Annotated in this window: 14 protein-coding genes; 11 read left to right on the plus strand and 3 right to left on the minus strand. The window is 37.9% G+C overall.

From position 1 onward, the window contains the following. The first annotated feature begins 279 nt into the window (after positions 1-279). The 3 genes from DSM106972_RS24450 to DSM106972_RS53780 all read left to right on the plus strand — a co-directional run bounded on the left by DSM106972_RS24450 (position 280) and on the right by DSM106972_RS53780 (position 1,098). Positions 280-510 carry a hypothetical protein gene (locus DSM106972_RS24450; RefSeq protein WP_127083150.1) on the plus strand — a complete coding sequence of 77 codons (231 nt, stop codon included), beginning with the start codon at positions 280-282 and terminating at the stop codon, positions 508-510. After that, entirely contained in the window at positions 500-718 is a 219-nt protein-coding gene (locus DSM106972_RS24455; protein ID WP_127083151.1) for a hypothetical protein, read from the plus strand. Before DSM106972_RS24450 ends, DSM106972_RS24455 begins: the two co-directional genes overlap by 11 nt. A 152-nt stretch (positions 719-870) precedes the next feature. Then, a complete protein-coding gene (locus tag DSM106972_RS53780) occupies positions 871-1,098 on the plus strand; it encodes a hypothetical protein (protein ID WP_127083152.1) in 228 nt (75 codons plus the stop codon). A gap of 24 nt (positions 1,099-1,122) precedes the next feature. On the opposite strand, the gene DSM106972_RS24465 is transcribed toward DSM106972_RS53780, so the two are convergent. Continuing rightward, positions 1,123-1,305 carry a plasmid partition protein ParG gene (locus tag DSM106972_RS24465; RefSeq protein ID WP_127083153.1) on the minus strand — a complete coding sequence of 61 codons (183 nt, stop codon included), beginning with the start codon at positions 1,303-1,305 and terminating at the stop codon, positions 1,123-1,125. A 245-nt stretch (positions 1,306-1,550) separates the two neighbouring features. Here DSM106972_RS24465 and DSM106972_RS52655 point away from each other — a divergent pair, with 245 nt between their 5' ends. From DSM106972_RS52655 to DSM106972_RS24490, 5 genes are all read left to right on the plus strand, one after another. Continuing rightward, positions 1,551-2,072, plus strand: a complete 522-nt coding sequence (locus tag DSM106972_RS52655; RefSeq protein WP_186538761.1) for a hypothetical protein — start codon at positions 1,551-1,553, stop codon at positions 2,070-2,072. Positions 2,073-2,197: 125 nt separating this feature from the next. Further along, complete coding sequence (locus tag DSM106972_RS24475) at positions 2,198-3,697, plus strand: hypothetical protein (RefSeq protein ID WP_127083154.1); 1,500 nt, start codon at positions 2,198-2,200, stop codon at positions 3,695-3,697. After that, complete coding sequence (locus DSM106972_RS51540) at positions 3,676-3,873, plus strand: hypothetical protein (RefSeq protein WP_127083155.1); 198 nt, start codon at positions 3,676-3,678, stop codon at positions 3,871-3,873. The genes DSM106972_RS24475 and DSM106972_RS51540 overlap by 22 nt, the downstream gene beginning before the upstream one ends. Positions 3,874-3,913: 40 nt before the next feature. Continuing rightward, the gene (locus DSM106972_RS24485; protein WP_127083156.1) at positions 3,914-4,285 is read left to right on the plus strand and encodes a hypothetical protein; all 372 of its coding nucleotides are present in this window, start codon (positions 3,914-3,916) and stop codon (positions 4,283-4,285) included. Between the two features lie 512 nt (positions 4,286-4,797). Continuing rightward, a complete protein-coding gene (locus DSM106972_RS24490) occupies positions 4,798-7,320 on the plus strand; it encodes a DEAD/DEAH box helicase (protein ID WP_127083157.1) in 2,523 nt (840 codons plus the stop codon). Between the two features lie 342 nt (positions 7,321-7,662). On the opposite strand, the gene DSM106972_RS24495 is transcribed toward DSM106972_RS24490, so the two are convergent. After that, positions 7,663-8,292, minus strand: coding sequence for a class I SAM-dependent methyltransferase (locus DSM106972_RS24495; protein WP_127083158.1), 630 nt, complete (start codon positions 8,290-8,292; stop codon positions 7,663-7,665). A 1,028-nt stretch (positions 8,293-9,320) separates the two neighbouring features. On the opposite strand from DSM106972_RS24495, the gene DSM106972_RS24500 reads away from it, so the two are divergent. Continuing rightward, positions 9,321-10,799 carry an Alr2735 family protein gene (locus DSM106972_RS24500; protein ID WP_127083159.1) on the plus strand — a complete coding sequence of 493 codons (1,479 nt, stop codon included), beginning with the start codon at positions 9,321-9,323 and terminating at the stop codon, positions 10,797-10,799. A gap of 225 nt (positions 10,800-11,024) precedes the next feature. Here DSM106972_RS24500 and DSM106972_RS24505 read toward each other — a convergent pair whose 3' ends face one another. Then, a complete protein-coding gene (locus DSM106972_RS24505; RefSeq protein WP_127083160.1) occupies positions 11,025-11,279 on the minus strand; it encodes a hypothetical protein in 255 nt (84 codons plus the stop codon). 168 nt (positions 11,280-11,447) lie between these two features. Here DSM106972_RS24505 and DSM106972_RS24510 point away from each other — a divergent pair, with 168 nt between their 5' ends. Both DSM106972_RS24510 and DSM106972_RS24515 read left to right on the plus strand, forming a co-directional pair. Next, entirely contained in the window at positions 11,448-12,374 is a 927-nt protein-coding gene (locus DSM106972_RS24510) for an SMI1/KNR4 family protein (protein ID WP_127083161.1), read from the plus strand. A gap of 107 nt (positions 12,375-12,481) precedes the next feature. Continuing rightward, entirely contained in the window at positions 12,482-13,741 is a 1,260-nt protein-coding gene (locus DSM106972_RS24515) for an STM4015 family protein (RefSeq protein ID WP_201800777.1), read from the plus strand. The last annotated feature ends 101 nt before the right edge of the window (positions 13,742-13,842 follow it).

The following is a 13,842-nucleotide window of genomic DNA, read 5'->3' on the forward strand; positions in this document are numbered from 1 at the left end:
TATATAGATAAGTTATATTTATTAAAATATCTAAAAGCATATGCAGCAAGTCTTTGGAGCAAACATAGCCTCACAATTTAATAAAATGTGGTTGATTCATGTCACATTTTAATCGGCGCCAGTCAATTAGTGAATGAAAGGGCTTATATCTAGGGTGAAGACAATGAGGTTTCGGGAGTTGAGATTTTTTACTTTCTATCTGTGTCTCGTGGCGCCAGATTAAAAGCTTGTACCGTGAAACATTGAAGCATTTAATTTTAAGGAATTGGAGTTTACATCATGAACACCACTATATCCAGACCAGAAAATTGTACGTGTAGCAACGAACAATTGTTAGCTTTAGTTCAGGAATATACTAAGCTATCTAAGTTAATTAAACCGTGTGACGAAGATATAGATAGAATTACAGTGATTCTAGAATTAGCACAGTATGACCCAGAATTAAGCTCTCTTATTGATAAAGCAGATGATTTAATTGCTGACGAACTTGGTTTATGTATTGACTCCTAAGAACAGAGACGTATTAACAGATAGCTTATTAGCATCCGATATCCAATTTGATTATCGAAGGTGCCTGTTAGCTTATCATGGCAGTAATACTTATGCGCGTGCTTGTAAAAATTTAATTAGCCAAACAACCATAGTTGTGTTGTCAATTATCTACCAACGCGCATTAAGAAGGCGCCTGTTTATAGACGTATCATTTAGTAATGAGTAATGGAGTAATAATTATCATTAATATACTGCTGATGAAGCAGTTTTAATCGCGTTAATGCTTGAGCAGACACGCAAACTAAACGAAGCAAATGATGAATGATTAAAATATATACAAGTAAAGGCTTTTGAATTGTGAGTGCAAACAATATACCATTGAGTGAAATCATTCTTTTTTTGGAATGCATTGCCCAAAGGAATTTTGATGAGTTAAGAAATGCTGCACGTTATTTTATGACACAGCATGAACCAATTGAACTTGAAGAAGTTTTTTTAACTCGTATCGAACCTGTGCTTGATAAAGATTCGTTACAATGGCTGAGGACTGAAAAATTTACCAGACTTAACCTTATTATGTCAAAGTCGTGCGTAGTGAGAAATTAATCAACGAATACGGATTTTTCACCATCAAGCCGAATTGCTCTTTTTTCTCTCCATAGCAAGCTTTTTTTCTTGCTCATCGCACCATACAGCAACTAAATCCTTAACAACAGCACTCATGTCCGTTTCTGCCTGGACGCATAAGGACTTGAAACGGATTTTTAATTCTTTGCCAATGATCAACTTAACTGTGTCTTCGCTTTTTGCCATGTCATTTATTTTGGCATGGTATGTTCCCATTGAATCACTATTCCCATATGCTCTTATTCCCCTATTCCCATATTCCCTTATCTTGTATATAATGTACGTATAGACTGGTGGTTGCCAGATTGGTTAGAATCATGGCAAAAATACTATATTTTTATTAGTATTTTTCCGAAAATTATCCTGTTTAAATAAGACTTTAATTGCCATTTGCTGCAATATCTAAAGGTAGGAACAATTGGAGACTACCTTTGGAGCCAGAAGAATATTGTCGTAAATGGGTACCGATTTATCAGGATAAAAAGCCTGGGGAACGGGGTTACAGGGCAGCTTGCATTCGAGAGCTTGCCAGAGTATCAGGTGTTAAGGGAACGACTATTGATATCAATTGGGGTTCGGATTTTTCAGAACGCCCAAGTTACCTGCCTAAGATGCTCGCCCTAGCTCACACCATTAACTTGATGAAACAAATGTTTTCCCAAGCCCCAGGTACATTCAAAGATGAAATAATGTTTGAACCTATGGAACCAAAGGATTTTTGTGCCAAGTGGGTTCCAAGAAAAAGCAACTTTAAACCAGGAGAATACGGCTATCGCAAAGAGTGCTGCGAGTTTTTGGCGTCCTTGACAGGCTACAACGAAGATACTTGTAGCAATTGGTTATCAACCCCAAGTGATGTACCTAAGCTGGCACGGATGTATTTCCGCTTGTTGGATACTGTTTGGGAAATTGATAAATTACTTCCCAAAAATGTAAATAATTTTAAAGAATGAAAAAACTTAAACTTTTAGGTTCTATTTTAGGTATAATTATTGAAACGGCAAAACCCCCCGTACCAAGACTCGCAATCTGTCGGAGGGCTTTGCTCCCCATACAAGTAAAAGGGATATTTTTCATTATGCACTCGATAACAGAAGACGACAAGGCGCCTATCTTTAACGTGCCATTAAACTTGGAATATAACTTTGACTACGTGCGATTTAATGAACCCAGCTTACAAAACACAGCAAAAGCGACTCTGGGAAGTTTTTTTGGTTTTGTGCGTCAAAGCTTCGATGGTCTGCTTAGTGTTGGGCAGTCTCTACAAAATTTTTACTTCGATTGTCTCTCCAAATGCCCCCAGGGGAAAAAGGTTTTTGAAGAATGGCTTAAAAGCAATGATTGGGGTAGCACTCGCTATTTAGCAACCTCAGCGATGGAAATATGGGGTTGGTTTGAAAAGCTCGCTCCAAAAATACAGCGTCTTGTGCGTCAAAATGTTCAAAAGTGGAGCGTCTCAGCACTTCGCCAATTAACCAAAGTCAGTACCGATTTGATAAAAGAATTAGTACGCACAGGTAAGAAGACAGCACAACAGGTCAAGAAGAGTGCGGGAGGGGGAGAAAGGCAGAGCGGGGGAGTGAGAGAAAGAGAAGAACAAGAAGTACTTCAGGATGCTAATTCCTCCCCCTCACTCACTCATTCCCTCACTCCCCCACTCACCCACTCCCCCACTCCTTTTGCTCCTGGAGCAAGAATCACAGTTAAAAATGACGATATGGGCTGGAATGGACACAGTGGAATTATTACGTCCCAAGATGGAGATAATTTTTGGGTTTTGCTTGACCACACAGTAGCTCAAGGGATGTTTGTAAAGAACTTGCTCAAACCCCATCAAATAGAGCCAGAAGTTCAACGAGCAGTTAATAAACCACATAAGGAAGAATTTTTTACTGCTGCCCAAGTTGAGGAGAAAATAACCAAAGCGTTGGCACAACGAGATCGGGAAAAAGCAGAAGAAGAGCAGGGGCGGTTTATAGAAATTCGCGACGCGGCACTACAAGCGGCAAAACGCGAGCTTATTGCAGCCGAACAACATGCTCAAAAAATGGCACAAGCAAAACAAGCATTAATTGAGCAACTAGCTGCTAAAGAAGAGGAACTGCAATCCGTCCGCGCGCTACAAATCGAAAACCAAAAATTAGAACAACGAGTGACTGAGTTAGAGAAAGCTTTGGAAGGCGCCAGTGCGAATAACTGGGGTAACACTTTCAACGCCCAAGCCGCTAAAGTTGTTAATTCAGACCTGGAAAACACTATTGCGCCACTAATGGCAAAAGTTGAGCGTCTGCAAAATGTTATTGAGTTAAAAGATAAAGAATTAACTCAACTGAGGGCAATGAGCGTCAAGCAACAAGAAGAGTTGAAAGCATTAGAACAAAATACAGCATCGGCGCCAACCCAAGAGGAAATTATCAAAACATTTGGAGAAGTAGGAGAAAAACTGGGTTGGCACGGTTGGGGGCGCCGAGGCTATCGCTCAGAAGATGGGACGTTACACACTGGTATAAATGCGCTTGCTGCTTTCATCTCAGATTTAACCCACTCTGATAACTTTTGTCCCGAAGTCGCGTTTTAAATGGGAACCGAAGATTGGCGCCTATTAATAACCATTCTGGGTATAAGGGCGCCACTACCAGAAACGGTATAAAAAAAAGCGTAAACAACAAGAAGCGTACTCCTGTTAAAGGTAGTGGGACACAAGGACTGCCAACTGTAGTAATGCTTGCTGCCCTGAAGGGGGTTAGTAAATAACATAACAGCCAAGAAAAGCTTGAAAATTAGTGATGATTAGATGCAAGTTCAAAGTAAAGTAGCAGACAAGACTACTAAAATTCCGCGTTGGTTAACTAAATTTATCTTGTCTCAAGTACAAGGACAACAAAATAACCAACGAATATTTTTGGCACTTCTCGAACCAATGGCGCCATCTGAGTGGTGCTTGACATGGATTCCGATTATCCATCCTGGTGTTGAACTTCCCCATCCAGGAGAAAGAAATCCTCATGGTTACATGAAAGCATGTACTACAACTTTATCAACTTTAACGGGGTACAATGAAAGAACTATCGAAGGCTGGTTTTATGGCAAAACCTACCATTACTCAGTAGGAATTTTGCTGCGATGCTTTGATTTGATATTTAAATTGCAACAATTTTTGAAATAACATCATACAGAAGTAAGCAGTGCTATCAATGTATCGTAGTTTTAGCAGTCAGAAAATACAGGCGCCCTTTCTTGTGGGCATCTTTATATACTGAAATTCGCTCAAAAGTTTAAGGCGCCTGAAAGTTGACATAGACCATGTGCTTATTAACAGTATATCCACTATCATCATACGAGTGGTATAAAACAAGCAATGCTAACCAAAAATATCTTTTCTACAGAGAATATACAGCACAAAGAGGATATTATTTTTCCTTATCATTTTGTTGATTAAAAAGTTATGAAGGTGCATTCAATCTAATCTATTATTTAGTTAGCTTTTATGCAATATCACTGCATTTAACAACCGAAGAGGGCACTTTCTACACTTACGGTCTTTAAAAAGAGAACGATTATTATACCCAAATTTTTGCATATAGAATCGATGCTTCAGTTATGTACTCTATTTATAAGGAGGTTGGCAAATAATTAAGTATTTGTTAAAACATTAAGTGCTGCCAACTAACGATAGTCGTGCTTAATTTGATTACAACGGCGCCGCCAAAAATAACTTCTACGCTTGACCTCGACTTAAGACAATACCAGTCAGAGGCAATCTCTCAAACCTATCAACACTTTGAGTCCGGCTTATGTTCAGTGTTATTGTACGCCCCAACAGGCGCCGGGAAAACGATTATCGCTTCTAAAATAATCGCCGATTATGTTCGAGCGGGTAAGCGCGTCTTGTTCATGGTACATCGAGGTAAACTAGTACGCCAAACGCTTGATAAATTAAGCAAATATTTTGGAATTGAAGCTGGTGTAATTTGGGGTGATTATTACGCTCCTGACTACAGTAAACCCGTTCAAATCGCCATGCTGCAAACAATACGTAATCGCGAACTACCACCAGATATTGATTTGGTTATCCTCGATGAAGCACACACTGGCGCTTACTTTCAGATATGGCGCCAAATCATGGACAAGTACTCAGGCGGTATTTGGGTATTAAGTAAAACAAAATTTCTTGGCTTATCAGCTTCACCTTGGCGTGCGAAGAATGACCAAGGATATTGTCAATTTTTCCAAACAATCGTAAAGGCGCCATATCCTAAGCAATTGATTGAAATGGGTCATTTGTGCCGCGCGCGTCAATTTGCGTTTACCAACCTCATCGATGAATCAAAGCTCAAAGTCGTAAATGGCGAGTATACAGAAAAATCAATGGCAGACGTTTGTACTCCTGCATTGAATAGTGAGATAGTTAAGCTATATTTAGAAAAAGACCCAGATTTAAAGCGTAAACTGATTGCGTTTTGTGCATCAGTCAAACAAGCCTCGGATTTGGCACATCAATTTAGTTCGGTCGGTGTTGAGGCTGAATGCATCGTTGGTGAAACACCCGAAAACGAGCGTGAAGAAATATTTTCTAAATTTAGTAGCGGCGCCATCAAACTCATATCAAGTGTCGGCGTCCTCACGGAAGGCTTCGATGAGGCCTCTGTAACCAGTATACTGGTGTGCCGTCCAGTTAAATCAAAAGCTTTATGGGTACAAATGAACGGTCGTGGGTTGCGACCCATGAATGGAAAATCTGATTGTTGGTTTCTTGACTTTTGTGGCAATTTAAAGAGATTGGGTTTACCAACCTATTCGTTTCCACTTGTTTTATGTCCCGACCCTAAACCAATTGCACCAATAGCCACTAAAACATGTCCGCAATGTAGTTCAGAAATTGCAATTTACGAAAAAGTGTGCCCGCATTGCGGATTTATCTTCGATTCGGGGTCTAAAAAAGCAAAAGCAATAAAACGTAAGTTTGAGGAAATTTTATCTCCTGAACAACAAAAACATGTGCGTTTTCTTAAAAATCGTGCGGTCAATGCTTTTAATAAACGCAAACCGATTGACGATTTAGACTCATTGTTTTTTGAAGAATTTGGATATGAGGCGCCATCCGATTGGTACGATGGCTTAATCTTTGGGCACGAACTGGATGCTTGGGAAGTATACGTACAACATTATTGGCGTTATCTGCTAGTTGTTACATCTAATCCTGGCTCAACAAGTGCAAAAAGTAAGATGCAGCAATTAATAGAACGCGAGTTTAAGTCAGCAATACAGTATGCTAAAGATAATTTTAGGCGTTCTTATAGTGAATACAACGCCTCAAGAGATAATATTGAAGTGCGGGTATCAGAAAGTATCAAAAAATTAATCGACTATCAGCCTTGGTGGGTAATAATTGGCTCAACACAACCACCAGATGCACATTCGATTATTTATAATTATGAATTTTGCAAGTCCAGGTACGAACTACGTTTTACTGACAAACCGCATCTTTTAGAAGCTTATATGGAATTACTAGGTATGGCAATTGCCGAAGGTATCGAGTATCATACGCAAGACCAATCAACAATCGATAAACATATTTATACAATCAAGCATAGTATTGCAACGAGTACATTTAAATTTGTTAGAGATTATGTTCAACGCTTAGACCTGACTATTAAACAAAGAGTTTGGGCATCCTTAAGTCAGGAAGAGAAACAAGCATATCGTAAATGGCAAGATGAGAATCCAGTCCAAACAGCCGAAAATAAACCAAATTCATCTGTGGATAATACTAATTCACATTCCACAAACATTAAGAAAGATAATAACGTTAACGCTAAATCACACTCTACAGCCATTAAAGGAAATAGTAACGTTACCACTGCTGAACGTACTAACACAAAAAGTCCAGATACAGGAGTTGCTAAAAATACTCATACACCAGTTGTAAAAGTAGCAACTCAATTAAACCTTTTTACTTTAGCTGAAAATAGCGAAACAAAAGCCGCAAATGATATCTACAATCCGTTACGACTTCAAGTTGGCGACGTGGTTGCAAGTAATAATCCAAATAACCAAGCTTACAATTGGTGCGGACAGATTGTAAAAATCCATCCCAGTGACCCCAGGTTATGTTACGTCAGCTACCCGGAACGACAAAAATTATTAAATCTTAAAAGTAATGAAACTTGGTGTAGGTTTGTCGATTTACGTCGTGTTTGATTACAAAGCTTGGAAAAAATTGAAAGGATTTCTCGAACGGCAAGTTTTGCCGTTCGGTAGAATAGTCGTAAACCACTTATGGTACATAGTATGTTAGCTTAATAGTACTATAGTTTTACACTTGATTCCTGATAAATATTTTTAGGGCTTACAATCTAGTTTCATTGGCGCCGTTTATTTTTACTGTTGGCGCCACCCATACGAAAACAGTGCTCTTCGCAGCGTCGGCAATCAAGAGTAATCCATAATTTTGTACTATTGAAGCACTTATTGGAGTGGCGCCATTACCATACGTAATCAGTACAAAAGTATTTTATCTATATCTGGTATAATAATTGATACTTATTGCAGTTTACTAGCTACAATCCAACGAAAACAAACAGGATTATTATATTCATATTCGATTTCATCTTCTGCCTGAATTATATTAAAGCCAGTCTCTTGAACTAACGTCGAATTTGTATCACCATCAAAGTGACTAAAAAACATAGGACTTCCGAACCAATCCGGTGATATTGTATCAGGAGAATCTCTATAACCCATTGTCAGCATCATTAATCCACCCTTTTTTAACATGCGATAAATATTACTTAGTAATTGCTTGTGTTCCGTGCGCGGAACATGCGTTATTGAATAAAAAGCAACTACTGCATCAAAGTAGTTGCTCTCAAATTCCAGATTAACCATGTCAGATAAGATAAACTTTGCTTGAGGAACGTTTTGTCTTGCGAGAGAAAGTTGCTCGCTTGAAATGTCTATTCCTATAACTTGAAAATGCTTTGATAAAATTTGTGTCATTGGCACTCCTGCACCACAACCTAATTCTAATACCTGAGCATTTACTGGCAGAAAATTGATTAGTAAATTTAAATACTTCTCGCGTACCTTTATTCCCATCGCTTCTACTAGTTGAAGATAGCTTTGAGTAATCTGGTTGTAACCTGTAGCAACAATTTCCTTTGGATTATTCATAATTTTTATTTATATAAATGCAGCTTGCACTCGACCTAACCGCAATCCACTATGCTATGAAATGCTTTTACTATTTTAAAATAAATCATCTTAAATCAATTAAAGCGCGTAAATTGTAAATACCTGTACAGCGTGCAATAGTTACTGCCTCATTGACGGTTTTACTTTTCCTTGTTATTATCATCCCTGTGTAAACGACCCAACTACAGAGACGGGTGCCAGTTGCAACATTCAGTTGTAATTGCCCCCCAACTGTACTTGGTATCCGCAGCGCGCGCGGTAGTTAAAGAAAATATAAAACATAGAACTTACATATATTCCTGCTGAAGCGCAAGTACAACAGTGACTTCAATTTTATTTTCAATTAATTTTATAATATTTAGGTACTATTTAGTATCTGGCTGACGAGGCGCCTTTTATTTATATGCTAGTCAGTTGAGTAAAAAACTAGACTATAGTCCAAGTTCTCTACGTCGTTAGTCTAGGTATCATTTAACGAAAATGCCTCAAAATAAATATAAGACTTTTAAACGAAGTCGAAGCGCTCGCGCAGCGCACCCAAGGAGAGTAACTGATATTAAAGATGTGCAAGCAGCTTTAAAGGAAGGCGTGTCGCAGCGCGCGGTTGGCAGATACTGAGCAATTTAGTTTTTGAGGAGCAAGTAATTTTAAATGAACAACTCGAACAACAATCAAAACAAGTAGTAATCAAAGTATTGCATTGAGGAACGACATCACTTTAACCCCAGCATGATTCTAGAAGACAACAAAATGTTGGGATTCGGAAACATTACTTTTTACGCGCGCCAAAAGCTGCATCACCTCCCAATGCTTTGGGATAAAGGCGCCAATCATTTTGTTTGAGAGTTAAAAGCTGTATCTACCATAATTAGGCGACTTATAACGGCGCCGCATTGAATTTATAACGCTTGTGTATCTTTTTGGCAGAATATTTTCGCGTTTTCTCACGGGTATTGGGTCAATTCGACCTGTCCTAAACATAAGCTTGCTTTGGAGGATATGAGCATATGACGACGGAAAATCAAGGTTTTGAAGTAATTAGCGACTCACCTGCATTGGGAGAAGTGAATTTAGAGCAATATCTTAGTCAACCTTATGTACTGCATAAACACGCGGATGCTTCAAGGAAACTGCAACGAGGCACGATAGATATTCTTGAGTTTTCCTCCTACCTAAAAGAACAAAACCGCGTAATGAAGAGAAAAAATTATAAAGAACTAGTTGTATCACTGGGTTTGGAAGGAGAGGACAGGAAGTATCTGAAAGTAGGCGCCACATTTTCTGATTTTGACTTTAAAGATTTAGCTTTGATTGAACCTGCCACAATATTTTTACTTGCTAAGAGTAGCAAAAAGTACCAATCAGTGATTGACCAACTCAAAAATGAAACTAATATTACTCAACAAAGAGTACGTGAATTAATTCAACTGAAGCGTAAAGCTCAGAAAGAGAAAAGTTCAGATGCAAATGGTAGTGTTTGGCGCCAACAAGAGAAAGGTAAAAAGTATTGCCAAATTGGAGCAATCCACGAAGAAGATGAGTTTACCGGCACGGTCATACAAAAAATTGTTGATGAAAAAGGCATTCCTCCCCAAACTGTAGTTAGAAATGCGATGTCACTCGTTCAAGCTTACTCCTCAGCGCAGTTGGTATGGGCTAATAATTCGACTGAATTAAACAATGATGACCTAAAAAGCTTCTTTGACGTTGTTAAAATTGATACTCCAAACGGTGTTGAGGCGCCTAACTACAATTCTTCTTGCACAGACACTGAATCACAATCACCCGAAAATGAAGAAGGTAAGGAAGTAACATCGAGGAACGAAGTTGATGACTCGGATATTAGTGAGCCAGTAGTGGTGTTTGATAGTGGCGCCGCAAAAGAAGTTAATAACGACGTGAATGATTCGGATGTTGGTAAGCCAGTAGTTGTGTTTGATAGTGGCGCCGCAAAAGAACTTAATAACGACGTACATAACTCAGATGTTGGTGAGCCAATAGTAGTGTTCGATAGTGGCGCCGATTCAGAGGTTAATAAAGATATTAATAACTCGGATGCTAGTCAGCCAGTAGTGGTAAGCGGCACCGATTTAGAATTAGAAGAAGCAGTAATAATTGCGGAATATTTATCCAAACTTGAAACCTGGGGAGAAGTAGTGGCTGTAATGGAAAATTGCCCAGGCGAATTGAAATTACTATCCTGGGAATTGCTTGACGAGAATCAAAAAGCGCGGTTATATCAACTAAAGCACGAATTTGAGGTCAGCAATACAAAGGTAGAGACTAATGAAGAAATGTCAGATAAAACCTTAAATCCAAACTCTCTGAACACTTTAAAAGTCGGAGATAAAGTGATGTGGGAGAACTGTTACCCACATTTACATAGTTGGCAGCCTTTCATTATTACAAAGATTGAAGGGGATGAAGCAAGACTTGATTATTATGCTAATTCTGTACCTTTGGCAGAATTATCACTGGTTGAATAAGTTATATTGGGCTTAAGAGCGCTTCGGTAATGCTTTGCTCGGTGCCTCTCGGAAAAACCCTATACAGTTGATAGTAAAAAATAAATACCGCACCAATCTTTATTAGTGGTGATGGTATAGTTCCAATTAGCACTCAAGTTTCACATTAAAGGGTACTAAATTACTATCAGCTGTCGTTAGGCATTGTTGAGATATAAACGCAAAAATCACAAGTATTCATTTTTGTCAATTAAAAAAATCATCTACCCTAATATCTCTCCAAATATCAGAAATTTGCCATCCTGAGTTGCCGACAGATTGCACTATGGGGTTATCGCGCACTGCAATATAATCAGATTCTTGATTCGGTATAGCTATAGGTTTTTGCTCTAAGCTAACCATTGGAGTATCCTTAGTATCGGGTTGAGTATTTTGCTCAGAATCCTCTATTTTCTTGATTTTAAGGAGAAGTAGTTGTTCAGATTTTTTGATTAGTGTCATATGCTGGTTTGCAACTAAGAGTCGGACTTAATTTGTATATCTACAAAAAGATGGACTCTTTATTATACCTTCTAGTACTCAAAGGGAGGCGCCTCAATGGTGAAACTTTACTCTTCGACACTGGGAAGTTGGTTTGATACAATAGATTATATTAAGAGTTTTTAAAATATGTCTACTGAGCAAAATCAACCTAAAGAATTCGACGCAGTGCGTGGAGAAGAAGTGGCATCGCCATTAGATGGTAGTGTTTTAGGTGGTATTCAGGGTGTTAAAAGGCGTTTAACAAATTCCCATTCTGATGTAAAAATTGCCGCTCTTAATGATGCAATTAAATATGGCGATATTGGTTTAGATTTAGTCATTGATGCATTACAAGATTCTTCACAGCAGGTGCAATTAGTTGCTGCAAAATTATTGCAACAGAATGGAGGGGAAAAGGCTCAAAAAGCATTATTAACTTTTTCTAAGCTTGACATTATATCTCCGAAAAATATAGCTTTAAGAAGGGTCTTAGACAAAATACTCACAATTTTAGAAGAAAGGGTACCAGATATAGCATCCGCATTACAGCCTGGGCTAACTCGTGAAGAAATTGATAAAATAACCAAAGATTTTCCCTTGAAGTTACCAGAAGAAGTATATGAATTATATCAGTGGCGAAATGGAATATCAGGCTATGTAGGATTTGGATTAACATGGAATGGTATTCAAGGAGGATTTAGCCCCTTAGCAGAAGCCATCGAAGATTTTTATAATGTAAAACAAAGAGGTTGTCCATCAAATTTTTTGCGTCTTTTCTTGTTCATTCATTATTTGGGAGGAGATTATTTTGCGGTCAGTTTAGATAATGCAACATATCCAATCATCCATTTTACCGAAGATAATGAAATTACTATTCAAAATTTTTTAGGATTACAAAGGTTCTCACCCAGCTTAACGACTTTACTTTACGCTATCGTAGAATGCTTTCAGGTAAATGCTATATACATTTCTACTCCCTCAAATGATGATAGCAGCTTGGAATTTAACTACGATAAGGTCAGGAATATTATTCGTAAATATAATACAAGTAATCTAAAAATTTATAACTCATGATTTTTATTCTCATTGTTCATTATAAGTTTACATAAATTTAGTTATTATACGCACGACATTAAAAAGCTGGTTTGATATAACAGATTAGATAAATAGTTTTTAAAATCATGTCTACTGATAAAAATTTACCCAGAGAATTTGACGTAGTGCTTGGAGGGGAAGCACCACCACCGTTACAGGGTGCTGTTTTAGGTGGGATTAAGGGTGTTAAGAAGCGTTTGACAAGTTCTATAGTCAAAGTAAGAATAGATGCTGTAAATGAAGCCTTGCAATATGGTGAGTCAGGTTTAAACCTAGTAATTGCGGCATTACAAGACGAATCATCACAGGTACAGCTTTCTGCCTATTTACTTCTGCGAGAAAGGACAGAATTAGAAATTAAACAGGCAATAAAAGCATTTCAAAGTTGGAAATTACCTGAGCGCTTAGAGTGGTATTCAGACCATCATGTTAGTAAATTTTTCAACAAAGAAGTTGAGGATTTTGACCCACAAATCGGTATAACCAACCCGACAGGAATTGCTTATGCTGTCAGATGTGAAGCAGGCGAAGAAAATTTTGAAATCTTTAGAGAGAAGTTGGAAAGTCTAACCCAAGATGCACAAGCTAGTAAACTAGAAGCTTTAGTAATTGGCATGTGGGATGAATATGGTGATGATGATTCTAGCTGCGTCGTTGATGCTTTAGTATCAGTTAAGGACAAATTAAAAAATCTAAAAGCTATATTTATCGGCGATATAGAATTTTCTGAATGGATGATTTCTAGCATAGAGCAAAGTGATATTAGCCCTTTATTAAGAGCTTATCCTCTATTAGAAGTAATACAACTACGTGGAGCTTCCAATTTACAATTTAGCCAGTTACACCATGAAAATTTGAAGGCTATTATTATTGAAAGTGGTGCATTAACTCGTGAGACAATAGCTCAAATTTGTGATTTACAGTTACCTGCATTACAACATCTAGAAATATGGCTGGGTAGTTATCGCTATGGAGGAAATTCAACTGTTGATGATTTAATGCCTATTTTAGAAGGTAATCTATTTCCACGCTTGAGCTTTTTGGGATTGCGAAATAGTAATTATTCTGACGATATTGCTTGTGCGATAGTCAATACACTTATAGTCAAGTTTATTAATATTCTTGACCTAGCAATGGGAACTCTTTCTGATGAAGGCGCCGAAGCTTTACTAAACTGTTCTGCAATTAATAAACTCGATATTTTAAACGTTCATGAGAACTATTTATCTGACGAGATGATTATGCGCTTATCTCAGTTAGATTGTCAATTAGTTAACCATCATCAAAAACGAGAGGAAAATGATGAAGACCCTCGTTACAGACGCTACTGTTCTATTGCTGAGTAATTTTAATGTTATTAACTCGCATAAATATATGCCATGTGAGGCTATTTTAACCGATACTCCACAAAGCGCGACTAAAGGCGCCGTGAGCGTAGTGGAAACTA

It is taken from the genome of Dulcicalothrix desertica PCC 7102, from assembly GCF_003991905.1.
Lineage (GTDB): Bacteria > Cyanobacteriota > Cyanobacteriia > Cyanobacteriales > Nostocaceae > Dulcicalothrix > Dulcicalothrix desertica.